General features: G+C 44.7%; 19 protein-coding genes. 11 read left to right on the top strand and 8 right to left on the bottom strand.

The window, feature by feature from the left end:
• Positions 1–62: 62 nt before the first annotated feature.
• Positions 63–1,223 (top strand): bifunctional 2-C-methyl-D-erythritol 4-phosphate cytidylyltransferase/2-C-methyl-D-erythritol 2,4-cyclodiphosphate synthase, encoded by a 1,161-nt coding sequence (locus tag F551_RS0107835; RefSeq protein WP_033404837.1) that lies wholly within the window; start codon positions 63–65, stop codon positions 1,221–1,223.
• 36 nt (positions 1,224–1,259) lie between these two features.
• Entirely contained in the window at positions 1,260–1,751 is a 492-nt protein-coding gene (locus tag F551_RS0107830) for a CinA family protein (protein ID WP_018996947.1), read from the top strand.
• On the opposite strand, the gene F551_RS0107825 is transcribed toward F551_RS0107830, so the two are convergent.
• Together F551_RS0107825 and lipA are read right to left on the bottom strand one after the other, a co-directional pair.
• Positions 1,748–2,200: a type II toxin-antitoxin system RatA family toxin gene (locus F551_RS0107825; protein WP_018996946.1), complete on the bottom strand. Its 453-nt coding sequence runs from the start codon at positions 2,198–2,200 to the stop codon at positions 1,748–1,750. The genes F551_RS0107830 and F551_RS0107825 overlap by 4 nt on opposite strands.
• A gap of 3 nt (positions 2,201–2,203) precedes the next feature.
• Positions 2,204–3,178: a lipoyl synthase gene (gene lipA / locus F551_RS0107820; protein ID WP_018996945.1), complete on the bottom strand. Its 975-nt coding sequence runs from the start codon at positions 3,176–3,178 to the stop codon at positions 2,204–2,206.
• A 135-nt stretch (positions 3,179–3,313) separates the two neighbouring features.
• On the opposite strand from lipA, the gene F551_RS16480 reads away from it, so the two are divergent.
• A complete protein-coding gene (locus F551_RS16480) occupies positions 3,314–4,885 on the top strand; it encodes an AMP-binding protein (protein WP_018996944.1) in 1,572 nt (523 codons plus the stop codon).
• A gap of 57 nt (positions 4,886–4,942) precedes the next feature.
• Here F551_RS16480 and F551_RS0107810 read toward each other — a convergent pair whose 3' ends face one another.
• Positions 4,943–5,239, bottom strand: a complete 297-nt coding sequence (locus F551_RS0107810) for a hypothetical protein (protein WP_018996943.1) — start codon at positions 5,237–5,239, stop codon at positions 4,943–4,945.
• A 220-nt stretch (positions 5,240–5,459) separates the two neighbouring features.
• On the opposite strand from F551_RS0107810, the gene ccoN reads away from it, so the two are divergent.
• The 8 genes from ccoN to ccoS are packed head-to-tail and all read left to right on the top strand — an operon-like array spanning position 5,460 to position 13,317.
• Positions 5,460–7,148: a cytochrome-c oxidase, cbb3-type subunit I gene (ccoN, locus tag F551_RS0107805; protein ID WP_033404707.1), complete on the top strand. Its 1,689-nt coding sequence runs from the start codon at positions 5,460–5,462 to the stop codon at positions 7,146–7,148.
• 11 nt (positions 7,149–7,159) lie between these two features.
• Positions 7,160–7,918, top strand: a complete 759-nt coding sequence (gene ccoO / locus F551_RS0107800) for a cytochrome-c oxidase, cbb3-type subunit II (RefSeq protein WP_018996941.1) — start codon at positions 7,160–7,162, stop codon at positions 7,916–7,918.
• A 5-nt stretch (positions 7,919–7,923) separates the two neighbouring features.
• Positions 7,924–8,094, top strand: a complete 171-nt coding sequence (locus F551_RS0107795; protein ID WP_018996940.1) for a cbb3-type cytochrome c oxidase subunit 3 — start codon at positions 7,924–7,926, stop codon at positions 8,092–8,094.
• Complete coding sequence (gene ccoP, locus F551_RS0107790; RefSeq protein WP_018996939.1) at positions 8,084–8,968, top strand: cytochrome-c oxidase, cbb3-type subunit III; 885 nt, start codon at positions 8,084–8,086, stop codon at positions 8,966–8,968. Before F551_RS0107795 ends, ccoP begins: the two co-directional genes overlap by 11 nt.
• Before the next feature lie 21 nt (positions 8,969–8,989).
• Positions 8,990–10,429 (top strand): cytochrome c oxidase accessory protein CcoG, encoded by a 1,440-nt coding sequence (gene ccoG, locus F551_RS0107785; RefSeq protein ID WP_018996938.1) that lies wholly within the window; start codon positions 8,990–8,992, stop codon positions 10,427–10,429.
• Positions 10,429–10,914, top strand: coding sequence for a FixH family protein (locus F551_RS17140; protein ID WP_018996937.1), 486 nt, complete (start codon positions 10,429–10,431; stop codon positions 10,912–10,914). The genes ccoG and F551_RS17140 overlap by 1 nt, the downstream gene beginning before the upstream one ends.
• The gene (locus F551_RS0107775) at positions 10,911–13,154 is read left to right on the top strand and encodes a heavy metal translocating P-type ATPase (RefSeq protein WP_018996936.1); all 2,244 of its coding nucleotides are present in this window, start codon (positions 10,911–10,913) and stop codon (positions 13,152–13,154) included. The genes F551_RS17140 and F551_RS0107775 overlap by 4 nt, the downstream gene beginning before the upstream one ends.
• A gap of 13 nt (positions 13,155–13,167) precedes the next feature.
• Positions 13,168–13,317: a cbb3-type cytochrome oxidase assembly protein CcoS gene (gene ccoS / locus F551_RS0107770; RefSeq protein WP_026296721.1), complete on the top strand. Its 150-nt coding sequence runs from the start codon at positions 13,168–13,170 to the stop codon at positions 13,315–13,317.
• Positions 13,318–13,369: 52 nt separating this feature from the next.
• Here the strand turns inward: ccoS and acs are convergent, their stop codons facing one another.
• The 5 genes from acs to pdhA form a co-directional block, all read right to left on the bottom strand.
• Positions 13,370–15,316, bottom strand: a complete 1,947-nt coding sequence (gene acs, locus F551_RS0107765; protein WP_018996934.1) for an acetate--CoA ligase — start codon at positions 15,314–15,316, stop codon at positions 13,370–13,372.
• A gap of 156 nt (positions 15,317–15,472) precedes the next feature.
• Positions 15,473–16,891, bottom strand: coding sequence for a dihydrolipoyl dehydrogenase (lpdA, locus tag F551_RS0107760; protein ID WP_018996933.1), 1,419 nt, complete (start codon positions 16,889–16,891; stop codon positions 15,473–15,475).
• A 47-nt stretch (positions 16,892–16,938) separates the two neighbouring features.
• Positions 16,939–18,246, bottom strand: a complete 1,308-nt coding sequence (locus tag F551_RS0107755; RefSeq protein WP_018996932.1) for a pyruvate dehydrogenase complex dihydrolipoamide acetyltransferase — start codon at positions 18,244–18,246, stop codon at positions 16,939–16,941.
• Positions 18,247–18,329: 83 nt separating this feature from the next.
• Complete coding sequence (locus tag F551_RS0107750) at positions 18,330–19,718, bottom strand: pyruvate dehydrogenase complex E1 component subunit beta (RefSeq protein WP_018996931.1); 1,389 nt, start codon at positions 19,716–19,718, stop codon at positions 18,330–18,332.
• 5 nt (positions 19,719–19,723) lie between these two features.
• Positions 19,724–20,755, bottom strand: coding sequence for a pyruvate dehydrogenase (acetyl-transferring) E1 component subunit alpha (gene pdhA, locus F551_RS0107745; protein WP_018996930.1), 1,032 nt, complete (start codon positions 20,753–20,755; stop codon positions 19,724–19,726).
• Positions 20,756–20,764 lie beyond the last annotated feature (9 nt).

The following is a 20,764-nucleotide window of genomic DNA, read 5'->3' as shown; positions in this document are numbered from 1 at the left end:
TACTCATTATTTTATGAATCAAGCTGTATATTCGTCGAATGGTGCTTAATTTAGAGGCAATTATGATTAGAGAGAATTGTATAGCAGTCGTTGTTGCTGCGGGGAATGGTACTCGTTCTGGCCGTGTAATTCCTAAGCAATTTGCTGATATAAATGGAAAACCCATCCTTGAATGGAGCATTCAGTCTCTGAGCAAAGACAAACGTTTTAAAAAAATCATTGTGGTTGTCTCAGAAGAATTTAACGATCTAACCTCTGAAATTTGCGCACCTTACTCCGATGTTGAGATTGTAAGCGGAGGAGTAGAAAGAGCCGATAGTGTTAGAAAAGCTCTTTCCGCCGCTCAAAAACACGATCCTGATTCAATTTTCATTCATGACGCAGCTCGTCCCGGCTTAACTCAACGGGTTATTGATGACCTCTTTACCGCACTAGAAAAAAACGATGCTGCAGCCCCTGCGCTTCCTATTGTGGACGCAATAAAACAAAAATCTTCAATTGATAGCTTGAAAAATATTGATCGCACTGACCTATTTCGCATTCAAACTCCCCAAGCGTTTAAGTTTCAGAAAATTCTTTCTGCTCAACAAAACAAGAAGAATTTTGTCGATGATTTAGAAGCGATAGAAGGTATCGGTGGAACCACACAATTAGTTTCTGGTGAATATCAGTTGATGAAGGTTACACTGCCCGAGGACTTTGAAACGGTATCCAAATTAATGAGAGATGAGAGATCTGGTTTGATAGGAATTCCACGAATAGGATCAGGGTTTGATGTGCACCAGTTTGAAGAAGGTGATTTTGTTATCCTGTGCGGTGTGAAAATTCCACATATATTCAAACTAAAGGGACATTCAGATGCCGATGTAGCATGGCATGCACTGACTGATGCTATTTATGGTGCGTTGGCTGAGGGTGATATTGGTGTGCACTTTCCGCCAACTGAACCAAAATGGGAAGGCGTTGCTTCTGAGGTGTTCCTGAAGCATGCAGTCGATCTAGCTCGTGAGCGAGGTTTTAAGATCGGGAATGTTGACTTCACCATCATTTGCGAGGAGCCAAAACTTAAACCACACAATATCGCCATGCGTGAAGAGACCGCTCGCGTATTAGGAATTCCATTAGACCGTATCAGTGTGAAAGCAACGACCACTGAAAAACTTGGGTTCACTGGCAGAAAAGAAGGTATTGCCGCACAAGCAAATGTGTTGCTTGTATCTTAAGGCACAGACTTAATTGATTCACTTTTGGGGACTTAGATGTTTGATGATCGTTTGATGGCAGAAGCACGGAAGTTTCTCGATACCGCCCAGAAGAACAAATTGACTTTAGCTGCTGCTGAGAGTTGCACGGGCGGATTGTTGGCAGGATTGATTACAGAAATACCTGGCTCATCTCAGACATTGGACCGTGGTTTTGTTGTTTATACAAACAAAGCCAAACAAGACATGTTGGGCGTATCAGGTGAGACATTAGCAGATTTCGGCGCTGTATCTGAACCAACGGCAATAGCTATGGCTGAAGGTGCATTAGAGAATTCCAGAGCAAATTTAGCCGTCGCGATTACTGGTATTGCAGGACCAAGCGGCCAGACAGCAATGAAACCGGTCGGGTTGGTTCATATCGCGGCAATTAGACGAGATAGAGAGGTGTTGCACCATGCTTTCAAGTTTGGCGATATAGGACGAGCAAATGTGCGTCAAAAATCCATGAGCGCAGCTATCAGACTACTTATGCAATTGATGGATTAGTTAGTAGCTCCATATCTTTTTTCAGCCTCGTCAACGAACACTTTAATTAGCGTTGAAACAGCCCTGTCGAAATTTGCTTTCATCAAGGCATGCAGAATAAAGTTTGAAAATTCAAAACGGATTTTGAAATCTATTTCACACCCATCTGACCGTTCGGTAAAATTCCAAGTGTTTTCTAGATAGTTGAATGGCCCTTTAACCAATTGAACATCTACACTCTTGTTGGATACATTTTTGGTAACATCGGTCGTAAAAGATTCAGAAAATCCTTTAAAACCAACAGCAGCGGTAGCTCGCCCTTTCCATCCATGCGGAAGAAACTCTTCATCTCGCACGCGCAAAGATCGTATCCATGGAATGAAGTCAGGATAGGTTTTAATATCGGCAACAAGCTCGAGCATTTGATCTGGCCTGTAAGGCACAGCAATTGATTTAGAAACAGAAGACATTGCTTATCTAGTTGCGTTCAGTTTTTCACGTGCTTCTTTAAGTCGGGCAAAGTCTTCACCAGCATGATAAGAGGAACGCGTGAGCGGGCTTGCAGATACAATCAAAAAGCCCTTGGAAAGCGCTATTGTTTCATAGGATTTAAATTCTTCAGGCGTCACATAACGGTCTATGGCAGCGTGTTTTCTTGTCGGCTGAAGATATTGTCCAATCGTTAGGAAATCAATTCCAGCAGAGCGCATATCATCCATGACTTGCAGGACTTCTTCTTTTGTTTCACCCAATCCCACCATAATTCCAGATTTGGTAAATTGGTTAGGGTCTCTCTGCTTGACCTGATCGAGCAATTTTAATGAGTGATAATAGCGAGATCCGGGGCGTATTGAGAGGTAGAGTCTCGGCACCGTTTCAAGATTGTGATTGAAAACGTCTGGCTTGGCATCAATCACAATATTGGCAGCATCACCCTTTCTGACAAAGTCAGGTGTTAAAATTTCGATTGTTGCCTGCGGTGCCTGCTCACGAATAGATCTAATGGTTTGAGCAAAATGTTCAGCTCCACCATCGTCCAAGTCATCTCGGTCAACCGAGGTTATAACAACGTGCTCAAGCCCCATCTCGGAGACAGCTGCTCCTACACGACGAGGTTCATCAGAATCTAGAGGATTAGGTTTACCTGTCCTAACATTGCAGAATGCGCACGCCCTTGTACAGGTATCTCCCATTATCATCATAGTTGCGTGCTTTTTAGTCCAACACTCTCCAATGTTTGGGCAACCAGCTTCTTCACAAACCGTCGTGAGGTTTCCCTCAGTCATTATTTTTTGAGTTTTAGCGAACTCACCCCCCATGGGAGCTTTCACACGGATCCAGTCCGGTTTCTTCAAAACCGGAGTATCAGGACGTTTTTGCTTTTCAGGGTGCCGTACATCAGGTTTGGATTCACGGCGGCCATTAACGGTATTGATGAGTTCTGTCATGCCTTGAAAATGGGCCTAATTGACGTTGGGATCAAGCTAAACATCTCGAAAGACTTGTATACTAGCTGAATTTTTTCTTATCTGTTTCTAAAACGCATCAAAAATACAAGCGTCACAGTACTATAGGGATGGAAAATGTCAGAATTTGAAACTCAGTTCGACATCAGGAAAGCACAAAAAAATGTCTTTGGGGCATTGCTTGAATCTCGATCCCGATTCGGCGGCAAAAAAATAGCTCTAGAAGAAGCAGATGGCCGGAAACTCAGTTATAACGAGATAGTTAGAGCAAGTTTTGCGCTTGGTAGAGCATTGACAAAGAATACTCCACGCCGGTCCACTTTGGGGATAATGCTCCCAACAGGTGCTGGAGCTATGATTTGTTTTTTTGCCCTCAACGCTTTTGGGCGCGTTCCTGCTATGCTCAATTTTACCGCGGGAAGCGCAAATATTAAAGCAGCATGCAAAGCCGCCGGCATAACAAGCATCATAACCGCCCACCAATTTATCGAAAAAGCTAGTCTCGAAAAACTGATTGAGGAGCTGGGTGACGAATTGAACTTTGTTTATCTCGAGGATGTTCGAGAAAACCTTGGAGTCGTCGATAAACTTTACGGCGCAATCGGGCCAATCGTACCATGGCTACTTCGCGATAAGGCGCACTGGGATTCTCCAGCTGTGACCCTCTTTACTTCCGGAACTGAAGGAACGCCAAAAGGCGTTGTGCTTTCACATGCGAATTTGGTGTCAAATGTTTTTCAGATCATTCAACATGTGGATGGCATGCTGACGACAAGAGATGTTATTTACAATCCACTTCCCACTTTTCACTGTTTTGGACTTACGGCGGGTGTCCTCATTGGGATGTTAAATGGAGTTAAAGTCGTCCTACACCCTTCCCCGTTGCAAATTAAAGAAATCCCAAAACGGATTGCGAGCACTGAATCATCCATCTTGTTCGCCACTGATACTTTCTTAAGTCAATATGCAAGGGCCTCTCAAAACAATGAATTAAGTGGTTTGCGTTATGTGGTTTGCGGCGCTGAGAGCGTGAAAGATGAAACAAGACAGTTACTTAAGAAAAAATTCGATACGGAAGTGTTGGAAGGTTACGGTGCTACCGAAGCTGCCCCCGTGTTGGCAGTGAACCAGCCAAGTCATAATAAGTCAGGTACCGTTGGTCGGCCTCTACCTGGGGTAACTTTGTCATTTGAACCAGTGGATGGAATTTCAGGTGCAGGCCGTATGAAAGCCAAAGGCCCAAACGTAATGTTAGGTTATCTTTTCGCTGATCAACCAGGAGTATTGCAACCTGCCGATAAAGGATGGCACGATACAGGAGATGTTGTCAGTCAAGATGAAGACGGTGCTCTAACTATTAGAGGACGTCTAAAGCGGTTTGCCAAAATTGGGGGTGAAATGGTTTCATTGGCCGTTGTGGAAAATTGCGCTCAGACAGTCTGGCCGGAATTCCAACATGCAGCAGCAGTACTGCCGGATTCTCGAAAAGGTGAGCAAATTGTTTTGCTAACTACAAACGAAAATGCTGATCGTATGGATTTGCTACATTGGTTTCAGAACCATGGAGTTAGTGAGTTATCTCTTCCTAAGAAGGTCATGTTTGCCGAAGCCATCCCTATGCTGGGTTCGGGAAAAATGGATATTGGTGCGGTTCAAAAGCTCGCCATGGAAAAGCTGGGGCTTTCTTAGAGTTTCACAAAACAAAGGGCATATTGAATTTCAATTCGCCCCATTTTCTAGCGTCAGCTAGAAATGAGCTTTCACTGACCTAAGAGATGCTGTGTCTTTAAGCGCGGATTTCACGATTACATAAAAAGTAAAAGAAACAATCACAGCACCTAAGACAATTGCGAAACAACCTGCGCAGTGTCCAGAGTTATGAAACGCGAATAAACCATTTGAAGTCGTTGATGCTCCATCAATGCACCAACTTGCTCCGAAGATATTGTCTGACTTTGGCATAAAACAAGATTGAAGTGCACGGCCAGCCACCATCAAAGTTGCCCCAGCACCTAAACCAAATAACTTAAATTTATTCAGCATCCTAATTCGCCTTTTCATTCGATTCGTCTGACTTTTGTAAAACCCTACTTAAAATCAGGAATTTTGTCATTGCGGCAAAATGATCCGTTGAATATTTTTTTTTTGGGGCGCATTAGGGTCAATATACAGATTTTTAGTAGGGTTTTTTAGCCCTACAGATTTTCTGGGTTAACATAAGTGATTCTCGATTAACAATTGAAGGGGCAAACCAGTGTCGAGCATGCAGTCTAGAAGGGTCGGTGGACCTGATTTCAGCGTGGTAAGTGTTGGATTGTTCTCCACACTACTCGCTTTCATTACTCTGTTTATAGCATCTAGGGCATTGGACCCGGGCATGGCATTTCATGCAGGTCTTATGACGGGAGCATTTGTACTTGGGGTCATTGCATTAGTATTTTGGTATTCAGGACTTCACGGCAAAGAGGCTTTTGATCCAACCAGATATGATGATGGTATCGTAAAAGCAGGTGTCTTTGCTTCAATGTTCTGGGGAATCGCTGGTTTGTTGGTGGGTGTAATCATTGCGCTCCAACTTACCTACCCAAACTTGTTCTACTTTGATCAATATGGCTTTACAAACTTTGGACGTTTGAGACCGCTGCATACATCGGCAGTGATTTTCGCATTTGGTGGTAATGTTCTTCTGTCCAGTTCCTTTTATGTTGTTCAAAGAACATGTCGGACAAGACTAGCTGGTGGTGCGTGGCCATGGTTCGTATTCTGGGGCTATCAACTCTTCATCGTTGTCGCTGCAACCGGCTATTTGATGGGAATTACCCAATCTAAAGAATACGCGGAACCAGAATGGTATGCTGACCTATGGCTAACAATTGTATGGGTTGCCTATCTATTCGTGTTTCTAGGAACTCTATGGAAACGTAAAGAACCCCACATCTACGTGGCAAACTGGTTCTACCTATCTTTCATCGTTACTATTGCGATGCTTCACATCGTGAACAACCTGACTATTCCGATCAGTATATTTAGCTCAAAAAGCTATATCGCCATGGCTGGTGTACAAGATGCTTTGACGCAGTGGTGGTACGGACACAATGCTGTTGGTTTCTTCTTAACCACAGGCTTTTTGGCCATCATGTACTACTTCATTCCTAAGAGAGTGAATCGTCCAGTTTATTCTTATAGACTATCTATCGTTCACTTTTGGTCGTTGATCTTTATATACATCTGGGCTGGTCCTCACCACTTGCACTACACTGCTCTACCGCAGTGGGCGCAAACACTAGGTATGACATTCTCACTTATGCTTTGGATGCCTTCATGGGGTGGTATGATCAATGGATTGATGACGCTATCCGGGGCTTGGGATAAGCTTAGAACTGACCCTGTAATCCGCATGATGGTTCTATCACTTGCATTCTACGGTATGTCGACATTCGAAGGACCACTAATGTCCGTACGTGCGGTAAACTCATTATCTCACTACACTGAATGGGGTATTGGACACGTACACTCAGGAGCACTTGGATGGGTTGGATTTATCTCATTTGGTGCGCTCTACTGTATGACTCAGTATGTTTGGAAGCGTGAACGTCTGTATTCCAACTCACTTGTTGAGTGGCACTTCTGGGCGGCTACTCTAGGTATCGTTCTTTACATCACTTCAATGTGGGTTGCCGGAATTATGGAAGGCCTTATGTGGCGTTCTTATAATGAGTTTGGCTTCCTCGAATACTCCTTCGTTGAGACTGTTGAAGCAAAACACATTGCCTACATCATCCGTTCACTAGGTGGCGTACTTTATCTAGGTGGTGCAATTGTGATGGCATATAACTTGTGGCGCACAGCGCGCGGAGATACTCGCATTTCAGAATTGAATGACGCCGAACGTGCTGCCCTTAACAATCCAGAAAAGTCAGCAACCGACGCTGCTGCACAGCCAGCAGAATAGGAGAAGAAACAATGGCATTATTTGATAAACACTCGTTTCTTGAAAAACACTCTTCCGTTCTTACAGTGGGTATTTTGATTGTGGTCGCTATAGGTGGTCTTATCGAAATCGCTCCACTCTTTTATCTCAAAAACACGATTGAAAAAGTGGAAGGAATGCGGCCCTATACTCCATTGGAGTTAGCAGGACAAAAACTATACATTCGTGAAGGTTGTTACGTTTGTCACTCTCAGATGGTTCGTCCTTTGAGAGATGAAGTCGAACGTTACGGACATTACTCACTGGCTGCAGAGAGTATGTATGACCACCCTCACCAATGGGGATCAAAACGTACAGGGCCGGACCTCGCGCGTCTTGGTGGAAAATATGCTGACACTTGGCACATGGACCACATGAAAGACCCTCGCTCAGTCGTGCCCGAATCTGTGATGCCTCCATATGCATTCATGATTGACCGACCACTTGAGTACAAAAATATCAGTGATGATATGAAAGCTCTGAAACTGGTTGGAGTGCCCTACACTGACAAAATGATCGAAGTTGCTGAAGCTGACCTTATTGCGCAATCCGACCCAGATTCAGACTGGGAAGACATGGTGGCACGTTATGAGGAACTTGCCGGCCGTGAAGGTTCTGTGAATGTCCGAGCTTTTGATGGAGACCCATCTAAAGTTACAGAAATGGATGCTTTGATTGCTTACATGCAAATGCTTGGAACACTTGTCGACTTTGACAAGTACGAAGCTGAAGACCTGCATAATCGGAGGTAAAGTTTATGAATTACAATGATCTATCAAGCTTTGCCCAAACATGGGGCCTGCTCTATTTCGTTTTGATGTTTGCAGTGGCCGTAGCTTACGCGCTTTGGCCATCCAACAAAGATATTTTCAAATCCGCTGCAAGTCTTCCTTTGGAGGAAGATGGGGAGCTTACCGATGACAGATAAACCTAACAAAGATATTGATGTACACTCAGGTGTTGAAACAACTGGGCACGAATGGGACGGTATCAAGGAATTGAACAATCCTCTTCCGCGTTGGTGGTTGTATGTCTGGTATGCAACGATTGCTTTTTCAATCTTATGGTGGATCCTGATGCCGGCATGGCCTGCTCTACCCGGCTTTCAAGGCAATACCCAAGGATATTGGAAGCAATCTGATCGTGCTCAAGTTGCAGAAGAAGTCGGTGAGTTACAGTCTGCTCGAATTGAAAACGCTCAAAAACTGCTCAACGCGTCTCTTGTTGACATTGAAAAAACACCAGAGTTGCAGCAATTTGCGTTGGCGATGGGTGAAAGTTCTTTTGGAGACAATTGCGCAACCTGTCACGGTTCAGGTGGAACAGGTTCTGTAGGGTATCCTGCATTAGCCGATGATGTTTGGTTGTGGGGTGGATCTCTGGACGAGATTCAAGAAACGATTGCTTTCGGTATTCGTTCAACTCACGATGATACCAGATATTCTGAAATGCCCGCTTTTGGACGTGATGGTTTTATTTCAGAAGAAGAAATAGACGATCTGGTTCAGAAAGTCCTCGCGCTGTCAGGGAAGGAATTTGACCCAGCGGCTGCTGCTCGTGCTGAAGAAAACTTTGAGATGCAATGTTCATCATGTCATGCTCTCGATGGTAAGGGTGATCGGTTACAAGGTGCACCGAATTTGACCGATAATGAATGGTTATATGGAAGTTCTCCAGCTGCAATCCGTGAGACAATCTACAGTGCAAGAAACTCTATTATGCCGCATTGGAATGAACGTCTGGATGAAGCAACTATTAAAGCACTAGCTGTCTATGTTCACACATTAGGCGGCGGAGAGTAACTCTGAAATCGATAAACAGCCATGCAAGAAGATATCAAAACACCTCCTCCGGGTCATAGTGCGTTATATAAGGCTCGTGAACCAATTTATCCCAAGTTGGTTTCAGGAAATTTCAGAACCGTAAAATGGTTAGTTTTGATATTTGCTCTGGCTGTTTATTACATTTTGCCTTGGTTGCGTTGGGATCGCGGTCCTAACGCGCCAGATCAGGCTGTACTAGCTGATTTCGCCGGTGGCCGTTTCTATTTCTTTTTTTTAGAAATATGGCCCCAAGAAATATACTATATAACCGGATTACTGATACTTTCAGCACTAGCCCTATTTCTTGTAACATCTCTATTTGGACGGGTATGGTGTGGATATGCATGCCCGCAAACAGTTTGGACTGACCTCTTCATTGCTGTTGAGAGAATATTTGAAGGCGATCGAAACGCTAGGATCAGGCTTGATCGCGCCCCGCTAAGCTTCAATAAGGCATGGCGGAAAGTAGGAAAACACATTGTCTGGTTGCTGATTTCATTCGCAACGGGTGGTGCTTTGATTATGTACTACCATGACGCGCCCTCTCTGTTTTCCAACTTCTTTACAGGCCACGCCGATGTCAGCGCTTATGTTTTTGCTGGGATACTCACTTTCACAACATATGCCTTAGCTGGAACAATGCGTGAGCAGGTTTGTACATATCTTTGTCCGTGGCCTCGTATTCAAGCTGCTTTGACTGATGAAGATGCACTAAATGTTACCTATCGTTGGGATCGTGGTGAACCACGTGGAAAGCATAAAAAAGGAACAAGTTGGGACGATCGCGGAGATTGTATTGATTGCAATGCTTGTGTGGTTGCCTGCCCTGTAGGAATAGATATTAGGCACGGTGATCAGCTTGAGTGTATCCATTGTGCACTTTGTATTGATGCTTGTGATGACATTATGAAACGTGTCGAGCGTCCTACAGGATTAATTGGATACGACACCACAAAGAATGTCCAAGCGCGAGCTGATGGTATAAAACCGATTTATAAACTACTGCGCCCTCGTGTTATAATTTATGCACTACTCATCGTGTTTATCGGGTGTTTGATGGTTTATGGACTATCAACTCGTAGTACCTTTGAGCTTAATGTCATTAAAGACAGAGCTCCTCCTTTTGTTGAGCTATCCAATGGTGATGTGCGAAATGGTTATTCGGTTAAACTTGTAAATAAACGAGGCAAAGACAGAGAAGTACGTCTGTCTGTTTCAGGAATTGATGATGTCGATGTAAAGATTATTGGAAATGAGGCTGGAGATGACACTGTGATCATGTCAGCGGAACATGTCGATAGATTCAGAGTTCTAGTAACTGTTCCTGCTTCTGCTGATAAAAAATCTGGAAAACGTCTAGTCATTGATGCCGTGGACGTTGAAACCAATGATCAGCAATCCAATCGTGTATTCTTTGCAATGCCTAAGGAAGATGAATAATGGAAGATATTCAAAAAAGTGAACGGAAATTATCAGGCAAACATGTACTATTTATGTTTCTTGCTTTCTTCGGCGTCATTTTTGTCGTGAATGGTATTTTCCTTTCAAAAGCGATTACGAGTTTCCCTGGTGAAATTACAAAGAAATCTTATATGCAAGGATTGAAATACAACTCTGTCCTTAAGCAAAAAGAACTCCAGCAACAGTTGGGCTGGTCGGCGGAAATTGGTGTGGTTTCCAATGAACTTGTGACTAGAGTTAGCGATGGTTCTGGCAATCCACTCACCGATGTAGTGATAACCGCTGAATTAAACCAACATTCTGATGAGCATAGAATAGAGACTTTTGAACTATCAGAAACTTCAACAGGAGAATTCTCCTACTCTCTCTCAGACTTTGAAAAAGGCCGTTGGACAGCAAACATCAAAGTTCTGTCGACTAGCGGTGAAACACTCCTTGCCCAAAAAGAAATACAAATCCAATGAGCACCGCCAGTGGAGTTGTTGAGCAATCTATAAAACCTAATGGATGTCCTTCAGGGCTAGCACCAGCTCAATCAGATCCTATTCGTTTTCAGATTGATCCATCTGCTTTCGTTAAAAAGAAAAATAACGAGTACACGTTAGACGTATTGGTAAGAGGCGCAAAATGCGGTGGATGCCTCTCTAAAATTGAGAACAATGTATCGGCCATTGATGGTGTAGATACTGTTCGTATGAATCTGACAACTGGACGGCTAAGAGCCAGTTGGACCTCTAAAACTCTAGATCCTACGGATATATTGCTCAAGCTAAAATCTCTGGGGTATGGTGCAACTCCATTTGATCCGGATGAAGCTAAAGAGCAGCATTCCAAAAGGGAAAAACAGCTATTGATGGCGATGGCCGTTGCTGGATTTGCGACCGCCAATGTCATGCTTTTGTCCGTATCGGTGTGGGCCGGCGTCGGTGAAATGAATTCGGTTACTCGCGAATTTCTTCATTGGATATCCGCTTGTATAGCAATTCCCGTCGTTATGTTCTCTGGTCGCCCCTTCTTTGAGTCTGCTTTGACAGCGATACGCTCAGGCCATGTGAATATGGATGTTCCAATTTCGCTAGCCGTATGCTTGGCAATTGGGATGAGTATATTCGAAACGATTCATCATGGAGAACATACCTATTTTGATGCGGCAGTGATGTTGTTATTCTTTTTGCTGATAGGACGGTTTCTAGATGCAAAGTTGCAGAGAGAGGCTCAATCTGCTGCACGCGATCTAGCGTTGATGCAGGCCGTTTCAGTAACTAAAATTAAATCCAATAACGTAGCTGAATCCGTAAAAGCGTCTTCCTTGGTTCAAGGAGATATTATTCAAATAGCAGCAGGAGAAAGATTTGCTGTAGACGCAGAAATACTCACGGGAAACAGTGATCTAGATACTCATATGGTCACTGGAGAAAGTACTCCAATAACGTCTTCAATCGGACAAAAAATATACGCTGGAACGATCAATCTTTCTCAGGCAATTACAGCAAAAGTACTGGCTAGCGCTGACGACTCTATGCTCGCTGAAGTCTCGAAACTTCTAGAAACTGGTGAACAAAAAAGATCAACATACCGTCAAATCGCCGACAAAGCTGCTAAACTTTATGTTCCAATAGTTCACACAGTGGCAGCATCTGCTTTTATCGGTTGGGTTTTATATAATGGAGATATCAAAAACGCGATTTTCGTAGCTATTGCGGTTTTGATTATTACATGCCCATGCGCTTTGGCCCTCGCTGCACCTGTTGTTCAGGTTGTTGCTGTTGGAAAACTCTTTCGTCGAAGTGTTTATTTGAAATCGGGGGATGCTTTAGAACGAATAGCAGCGTGTGATCACGTTATCTTTGATAAAACAGGCACTCTAACAAAACCTGAAGCGTCTTTGGCCACTAAAGGTATCGATCCTATTGTTCTTGAGAATGCAGCAAAACTCGCGAGAGGCAGCCGACACCCCTATTCTCGCGCGTTGGTAGACGCTGTGGGGGCTGGTGAAGTCGCAGAGGATATTGAAGAAGTTTCTGGTGCGGGTGTTAAAGGACTAGTGAACGGTCAAGCAGCAAGACTTGGGTCTGCAAAATGGATTTTAGGTGAAGATACAGGTGATGCCTCTGCCAATTGTCTGTATTTCAAAATTGGTGATAAAAATCCTATCGCTTTCGAATTTAACGAGTCTGAAATGGAAGGAGCTTTGCAAATAGCCAAAGAACTTTCATCACGCGATATAGATTGTGAAATACTATCCGGGGATGCACCGGATAAAGTACAAAATTTTGCTGATGCAGCTGGTATCTCAGTTTACACAGCCAGTGTTTCTCCAGTTGATAAAGCCGCACGTATTGCCCAATTAGATGCCGAAGGCAAAAAAGTACTAATGATTGGTGATGGTCTCAATGATGCAGGTGCTCTGGCAAATGCACATGCTTCTCTCACTCCAGGCGGAGCGGTCGATATAAGCCGTGCTGCCGGCGATGGCGTATATTCTGGAGAGAATATCGGCGTTATTTCTGATATAATCGACACATGTAGACAATCTAAATCTAGGATGCTTGAGAATTTTGGATTCGCTGCTCTTTACAATATGGTTGCAATTCCTTTTGCTGTATTAGGGTTTGTGACACCTTTATTTGCTGCAATAGCGATGTCAGGATCCTCACTTATCGTGACACTGAATGCACTTCGATTGAACTTGGATCGAAAATAACGGGAAATTCGCCATGAGTAGCTTAGTCTATCTAGTTCCAACGGCCCTATTTATGGGGGCATTGGGCTTGTTCGCCTTCATGTGGTCGATGAAAAATGATCAATATGATGACCCCGATGGTGCCGCTAATCGTATTTTGGATTCCGAAGATAAACCTTTGTAAGTAAAAAGACCCTAGCTAGAAATATAGCTAAGGCCTTAATTACAATATCCGTCTATTGGCGATTTTGCCTATTTTCAATCAGGTCATCAACCACTTCAGGTTCCGCCAATGTCGAAGTGTCCCCAAGATTGGAAAACTCATCTTCGGCAATTTTACGAAGAATGCGTCTCATAATTTTTCCTGAACGTGTTTTGGGTAGCCCAGGTGCAAATTGGATTTTGTCAGGAGATGCAATCGGACCGATCTCCGTCCTTACCCATTTAATGAGATCCGCCCGCAATTCATCAGAACTTTCAATACCGACTGACAATGTTACATAGGCGTATATTCCCTGGCCTTTAACATCATGCGGATAACCAACAACAGCAGCCTCTGAGACAGAGTCGTGGGCAACGAGTGCACTCTCAACTTCTGCAGTTCCCATGCGGTGACCAGAAACGTTGATTACGTCATCTACGCGACCTGTAATCCAATAATAGCCATCCTCATCTCTACGACAGCCATCTCCGGTAAAATACTTACCTGGATACGCTGAGAAATAAGTATCAATAAAGCGTTGGTGATCACCATAGACTGTTCTCATCTGACCAGGCCAAGAGTCTGTAATAACCAAATTGCCTTCAGTCGCGCCTTCTAAGACAACACCTTCAGCATCAACTAGTTGCGGTTGAATACCAAAAAGTGGTCGGGTGGCTGAGCCCGGTTTTAGTGCTGTCGCTCCAGGCAGTGGAGAAATCATGACACCACCAGTTTCGGTCTGCCACCAAGTATCCACGATAGGACAGCGACTATCTCCAACCGTTTCATGATACCATGTCCATGCCTCTGGATTTATTGGCTCACCAACAGAGCCCAATAAACGCAATGATTTTCGAGAGGTCTTTTTAACGAAATCATCTCCCTGTCCCATCAACGCTCTAATTGCGGTGGGGGCTGTGTAGAATATGTTTACATGATGCTTGTCAACGACATTCCAAAACCTCGAGGCATCGGGATAGGTCGGCACACCTTCAAACATCAAAGTTGTGGTTCCGTTGGCTAGTGGACCATACACAATATAGCTGTGTCCGGTTACCCACCCTACATCTGCCGTACACCAGTATATATCATTGGATTTACAATCAAAAACATACTCGTGCGTCATTGACGCCCAAACTAGATAACCTCCAGTCGTGTGTAATACCCCCTTCGGCTGCCCGGTGGACCCTGAAGTATAGAGAATGAACAACGGGTCCTCGGCCTTCATGGGCTCAGGTTCACAAAAATCATCAACACCAGTTGCTGCTTCGTGCCACCAGATATCGCGGCCACCCTTCATATTTACTTGGGTACCTGTGTTTTCGATAACTAAAATTTTCTCAACACCTAGAGCATGCTTTACGGCTTCATCTACATTCTTTTTCAGCGGAACAGTGCGGCCGCCTCGTCGACCTTCATCAGCTGTTATCACAAAACGGCTGCTACAATCATTGATGCGCCCAGCTAATGCTTCTGACGAAAATCCAGCAAAAACAATAGAATGTATTGCTCCGATCCTAGCGCACGCTAACATTGCGTATGCTGCTTCAGGGATCATTGGTAGGTATATTGTAACGCGATCGCCTTTACGTACTCCGAGTGACTTCAGTACGTTAGCGAAACGGCATACTCGGCGATGAAGTTGAGCGTATGTAATGACTTCAGAATCGTTCGGGTCGTCGCCCTCCCAAATGATTGCAACTTTGTTTGCATTGTTCTCTAGGTGGCGGTCAATACAATTGACGGACACGTTTAATTCGCCATCAGCGAACCATTTCACATGCAAATCGTCTTTGTCCCAGGACACATCCTTTACCTGAGTGTATGGCTTAGACCAGGTAAGACGTTGACCATGTTCTCTCCAAAAGGTTTCAGGATCGTCCACTGATGCCTGATACATTTCAAGATACTTTGCTTCATCAATCAGCGCAGACTCAGCGAATTCTTCTGGAACTGGAAAAATCTGTTCTTGAGCGCTCATATCAATTTCCTCACGGGTAATTCTCTATTATGTATTTTACATCTCCTATGAAGACCTAAAACCTTACGCTTGTGAACTAGACATTGGGCTAATATCGAAAATAAAAAAGGCGACATATAAAATGCCGCCTTTAAAAATTTCAATTAAAAATCAGTTCTATATATGGATGGCTCGATCATAAGCATCCAATGTACTTTCATGCATCATTTCTGAAAGAGTTGGGTGCGGGAAGATTGTTTCCATGATTTCTGCTTCGGTAAGTTCGCCTTGGCGAGCAATTACAAAACCTTGAATAAGCTCCGTTACTTCAGCACCAGCCATGTGCGCACCTAATAGCTCACCTGTTTTTTCATCAAATACAGTTTTGATGATGCCTTCTGGTTCACCTAAAGCAACAGCTTTACCATTACCAATGAACGGGAAACGACCAACTTTAACTTTGTGGCCTTTTTCTTTAGCAGCAGCTTCTGTCAAACCAACAGAGGCGACTTGTGGATGACAGTAAGTACATCCAGCAATATTGTCTGTTTTAAATTCGTGCGGGTTTTGCCCGGCAATTTTCTCAACACAAACAATGCCTTCGTGAGTTGCTTTGTGAGCAAGCCATGGTGGACCTGTTAAATCACCGATAGCGTAAAGCCCAGGCACACCCGTACGGCCGAACCCATCCACAGTGACGTGTGTACGGTCAATCTTGGCACCGACTTCAGCAAGCCCTGTGTCTTCAAAGTTTCCGACAATACCTACTGCTACGATGACGACATCAGCGGTAATTTTTTCAACTTTACCATCTTTGAGTTTTACTTCAGCAGTAACGTTATTCTTGCCTTTAGTCAGGTTTTGAACTTGAGCTGATTTGATCAAATTCATTCCCTGTTTTGAAAGTTGTTTATCAACGAAACCGGAGATTTCAGCGTCTTCAACTGGTAGAATACGATCTAATGCTTCGATCACGGTCGTCTCAGAGCCTAACGTATTGTAGAAGCTAGCAAACTCAATCCCGATCGCACCGGATCCAATAACGAGAAGCTTCTTCGGTACTTCATTAGGTACCAATGCTTCACGATAGGACCATATACGGTCACCGTCAGGAACCAGCCCTGCTTGAGGAATGGCACGTGCACGCGCACCTGTAGCCATTATAACGTGTTTAGCAGTGTAAGTACCCTCACCTGCGCCGCCAGTTACGACAACCTTCGGTGCAGGCTTACCTGCTTGTAATTTTGCAGTTCCTTGGATCACAGTAATTTTGTGCTTCTTCATCAAGAAGCCGATGCCATTTTCCATTTGTTTTGAAACACCACGAGAGCGCTCAACGATTTTTTCGATGTGTGCAACCGGTTTCACTTTACCGAGACCGAATGCTTCGGCATTTTCCATCAAATGAAATACTTCAGATGTTCGAAGCAGCGCTTTAGTAGGAATACACCCCCAGTTCAGACAGATACCACCGAGCTTATCACGCTCTACAATAGCTGTTTTCATACCAAGTTGAGCGCCACGGATAGCAGTTGCATATCCACCTGGGCCGGAGCCAACAACGATTAGATCAAATTGATTTTTTGCGTCCGCCACGGGGTCGCTCCTTTATGTTGATTGGTTACCAGAAAGTGCCATGCTGCTTAGAGCAGCATGGATTCAGGTGCCTCTACATATTTCTTAAACGCTTGAAGCCATTTCGCGCCTTCTGCTCCACCAATTACGCGGTGATCACATGTAAGCGTTACAGTCATGATGTTTGCAGCTGTTAACTGGCCATCTGAACCGACAACTGGTCGTTTCTCTCCAGCACCCACAGACATAATCATTCCCTCTGGTGGGTTAATGATTGATGCAAATGACTTAATGCCAAACATTCCAAGGTTAGATATCGAGAATGTTCCGCCCATATATTCCTGCGGAGCCAATTTGCGTTCACGTGCACGCTTTGCAAGATCTTTCATCTCAGCTGATATTTGAGCCAAACCTTTGGTCTGAGCATCACGTATAACAGGTGTAATTAGACCGCCATCGATTGCAACAGCAACAGAGATGTGCGCTGAATTGTGGTAAGCGAAACCATTATCTGTGTAACTCGCGTTACAGTCTGGTTCAGCCATCAGAGCCATTGCAGAGGCCTTGATCAAGAAGTCATTGACTGAAATCTTCACGCCTTCAGGTGCGGCCTCATTGATTGCTTTGCGAGCTGACAGAAGCTTGTCCAGCTTAATGTCCACATTCAATGGGAAGTGAGGAATTTGCATGAAGCTTTCTGTTAAGCGACGTGCAACAGTCTTGGACATTCCATCAAGCGGTTTTAATTCATAACTGTCTGGAGCGTATACACGGTCATCCAGTACTTGTGGCATTATCAAGCCATCTGGTGATGCAGCGCTGGCAGTTGCTTTCGACGCCCCTGGCTTAGCATTAATAACATCAGCTTTTACGATACGCCCACGAGGGCCCGTACCTTGGATTGTCGAAAGATCTAGACCTTTTTCAGCAGCTATCCGTTTGGCAAGCGGAGACGCAAATACTCGGCTTCCATTTGACGCGGCAGCTGCGGGTGCAGACGGTGTTTGTGTTACGGGTGTCGCAGCAGGTGCGGCTGGAGTATTGGCCGCAGCTGGAGCCTCTGCTTCGACCTTAGCTTCAACCTTAGTCGGCGCAGGTGCAGCAGCAGGCGCTTCAATTGCATCTAAATCCTCACCTTCTTCTGCGAGAACGGCGATGACGGAATTTACTTTTACGCCTTCAGAACCTTCATCTACAAAGATCTTGGCGATGCGGCCTTCATCAACAGCTTCAACTTCCATTGTAGCTTTATCGGTTTCTATTTCAGCGATGACATCGCCAGGACCGACAGCGTCGCCCGGCTTAACTAGCCATTTCGCAAGTGTGCCTTCTTCCATCGTAGGAGATAGTGCTGGCATGGTGATGTTAATAGGCATCTAGGCTGTTCCCTTATGGTCAGGCGGCGCTGCCATAATGGCGCGCCAACCTTTTCATTTGTGTTACCTTGCTGTCTCCATTCTTATTTGGAGTAGCAAACCTTTTTTGCAGCTTCCACGATGTCATTCGTGTTAGGCAGAGATAGTGCTTCCAAGTTACCAGCATATGGTAAAGGAACATCTTTTTGGTGAACGCGAGCTGGAGGAGCATCGAGATAATCAAATGCTTCGTCTACACATATAGCGGCGATTTCAGCACCGATCCCATATGTTCCCCAACCTTCTTCACATGCAACGACGCGGTTGGTTTTCTTAACGCTTTCGATAACTGTTTCTTTGTCGAGTGGACGAACAGAACGAAGGTCGATCACTTCAGCACTAATGCCCTCTTGAGCAAGAATGTCGGCAGCCTCTAAAGCGTATCCAACCATGCGAGAAAGCGCAACGAGTGTTACATCTGTACCTTCACGGCGTACTTTAGCTTTACCGATTGGAAGAACAAAATCATCCATGTCAGGTACTTCAAAGCTTTCACCATAAAGAAGTTCGTGCTCTAGGAAGACTACTGGGTTTGGGTCACGGATAGCGGCCTTGAGAAGACCTTTAGCATCTGCTGCATCATATGGTGCGATCACTTTAAGACCCGGCACATTCCCATACCATGTCGCGTAGTCATGAGAGTGTTGTGCACCCACACGTGAAGCGGCACCGTTTGGTCCACGAAATACAATCGAACAACCCATTTGGCCACCAGACATATACAATGTCTTAGCTGCAGAGTTGATGATGTGGTCGATTGCCTGCATGGCGAAGTTGAACGTCATAAATTCAACAATCGGCTTAAGGTCGGCATACGCAGCACCAACACCAAGACCAGCGAAACCGTGTTCAGTAATCGGCGTATCAACGACACGACGATCACCAAACTCCTGAAGCAACTCACGTGTTACTTTGTAAGCACCTTGGTATTGAGCTACTTCCTCACCCATCACGAAGACTGTTTCGTCACGGCGCATTTCTTCGGCCATAGCGTCACGAAGTGCGTCACGAACAGTAGTCGTTGTGAAGTCTGTACCTTCTGGAATATCTGGATCTGATAATACATCAGCTGCTGGCGGCATGTTGTGGCCAACATTTACATCGGCAACAGGTGCTGCTTCAGAAGCTTCAACACTTGTTGGTGCTGGCGCAGCGCTAGGTCCGGCTGATGCTACGGCATTTAAGTCTTCACCATCTTCGGCAAGCATAGCGATAACAGCGTTGACTTTTACGCCTTCAGAACCTTCAGAAACAAGAATTTTGGCGATTGTGCCTTCATCCACTGCTTCCACTTCCATAGTCGCTTTATCTGTTTCGATCTCGGCAAGTATATCACCGGGTGCAACTTTATCACCCTCTGATTTCAGCCACTTTGCGAGTGTGCCCTCTTCCATTGTTGGAGAAAGCGCAGGCATAAGAATTTCTACTGACATGTGTCTTACACCTCTCTCAATACATCTGTCCAAAGCTCTGAAGGATCGGGCTCAGGGCTTGTTTGGGCGAAGTCAGCACTTTTATTTACGATGACGCGGACTTCTTTATCAATCGCTTTAAGATCGTCTTCAGTTGCAATTTTTTCGTCGATCAGAAGTTTCTTAAGGCCGTCAATTGGGTCGTGGTGGGATCTGATGTCATCCACCTCTTCACGCTTACGGTATTTCGCAGGGTCAGACATGGAGTGACCACGATAACGGTAAGTCTTCATTTCTAGGATGTAAGGACCTTTGCCCGCGCGAATGTGCGCTAGAGCTTTTTTCGCTGCCTCGCGAACTTTCAACACATCCATTCCATCAACGGCTTCACCGGGGATATCAAAAGAGATACCACGTTTGTAAAGCTCTTGTTCGGCTGATGCGCGGGAAACGGCTGTACCCATCGCATATTGATTGTTTTCAATCACGTATAGTGCTGGAAGCTTCCAAAGAGATGCCATGTTAAAGGATTCATACACTTGTCCTTGGTTAGCAGCACCATCACCAAAGTAAGATACAGAAACGTTTCCGTTGTCTTTGTACTGATTGGCAAACGCAAGGCCAGTACCTAGAGAAACTTGCGCTCCCACAATACCATGACCACCGTAGAAATGTTTCTCTTTAGAGAACATGTGCATGGAACCACCCTTACCGCGAGAATATCCACCTTCTCGTCCAGTAAGTTCAGCCATCACGCCGTCAGCTTCCATGCCACAGGCGAGCATATGTCCATGATCGCGATATCCGGTGATAACTTGATCACCTTCATTTAGAACGCTTTGCACACCAACAACGACAGCTTCCTGTCCAATGTATAGGTGACAAAATCCAGCGATTAGACCCATTCCATATAATTGTCCGGCTTTTTCTTCAAAACGGCGGATCAACAACATGTCTCGATAATACTGCAGCTTCTCTTCATTGGAAGGAGCAGATTTCGAGTTCGATTTTCCCTTTTTGGGTGATGTAGCGTTAGCGGCGACCAAGCGAACCTCCATGACATTTTG

The sequence above is a fragment of the Hirschia maritima DSM 19733 genome, from assembly GCF_000378345.1.
Lineage (GTDB): Bacteria > Pseudomonadota > Alphaproteobacteria > Caulobacterales > Hyphomonadaceae > Hirschia > Hirschia maritima.
This window is presented reverse-complemented; position numbering and strand designations above follow the sequence as displayed.

Excerpts from the sequence above, each read along its gene's own strand:
- F551_RS0107835 (WP_033404837.1), top strand. The coding sequence starts at position 63 with ATGATTAGAGAGAATTGTATAGCAGTCGTTGTTGCTGCGGGGAATGGT.
- F551_RS0107830 (WP_018996947.1), top strand. The coding sequence starts at position 1,260 with ATGTTTGATGATCGTTTGATGGCAGAAGCACGGAAGTTTCTCGATACC.
- F551_RS0107825 (WP_018996946.1), bottom strand. The coding sequence starts at position 2,200 with ATGTCTTCTGTTTCTAAATCAATTGCTGTGCCTTACAGGCCAGATCAA.
- lipA (WP_018996945.1), bottom strand. The coding sequence starts at position 3,178 with ATGACAGAACTCATCAATACCGTTAATGGCCGCCGTGAATCCAAACCT.
- F551_RS16480 (WP_018996944.1), top strand. The coding sequence starts at position 3,314 with ATGTCAGAATTTGAAACTCAGTTCGACATCAGGAAAGCACAAAAAAAT.
- F551_RS0107810 (WP_018996943.1), bottom strand. The coding sequence starts at position 5,239 with ATGCTGAATAAATTTAAGTTATTTGGTTTAGGTGCTGGGGCAACTTTG.
- ccoN (WP_033404707.1), top strand. The coding sequence starts at position 5,460 with ATGCAGTCTAGAAGGGTCGGTGGACCTGATTTCAGCGTGGTAAGTGTT.
- ccoO (WP_018996941.1), top strand. The coding sequence starts at position 7,160 with ATGGCATTATTTGATAAACACTCGTTTCTTGAAAAACACTCTTCCGTT.
- F551_RS0107795 (WP_018996940.1), top strand. The coding sequence starts at position 7,924 with ATGAATTACAATGATCTATCAAGCTTTGCCCAAACATGGGGCCTGCTC.
- ccoP (WP_018996939.1), top strand. The coding sequence starts at position 8,084 with ATGACAGATAAACCTAACAAAGATATTGATGTACACTCAGGTGTTGAA.
- ccoG (WP_018996938.1), top strand. The coding sequence starts at position 8,990 with ATGCAAGAAGATATCAAAACACCTCCTCCGGGTCATAGTGCGTTATAT.
- F551_RS17140 (WP_018996937.1), top strand. The coding sequence starts at position 10,429 with ATGGAAGATATTCAAAAAAGTGAACGGAAATTATCAGGCAAACATGTA.
- F551_RS0107775 (WP_018996936.1), top strand. The coding sequence starts at position 10,911 with ATGAGCACCGCCAGTGGAGTTGTTGAGCAATCTATAAAACCTAATGGA.
- ccoS (WP_026296721.1), top strand. The coding sequence starts at position 13,168 with ATGAGTAGCTTAGTCTATCTAGTTCCAACGGCCCTATTTATGGGGGCA.
- acs (WP_018996934.1), bottom strand. The coding sequence starts at position 15,316 with ATGAGCGCTCAAGAACAGATTTTTCCAGTTCCAGAAGAATTCGCTGAG.
- F551_RS0107755 (WP_018996932.1), bottom strand. The coding sequence starts at position 18,246 with ATGCCTATTAACATCACCATGCCAGCACTATCTCCTACGATGGAAGAA.
- F551_RS0107750 (WP_018996931.1), bottom strand. The coding sequence starts at position 19,718 with ATGTCAGTAGAAATTCTTATGCCTGCGCTTTCTCCAACAATGGAAGAG.
- pdhA (WP_018996930.1), bottom strand. The coding sequence starts at position 20,755 with ATGGAGGTTCGCTTGGTCGCCGCTAACGCTACATCACCCAAAAAGGGA.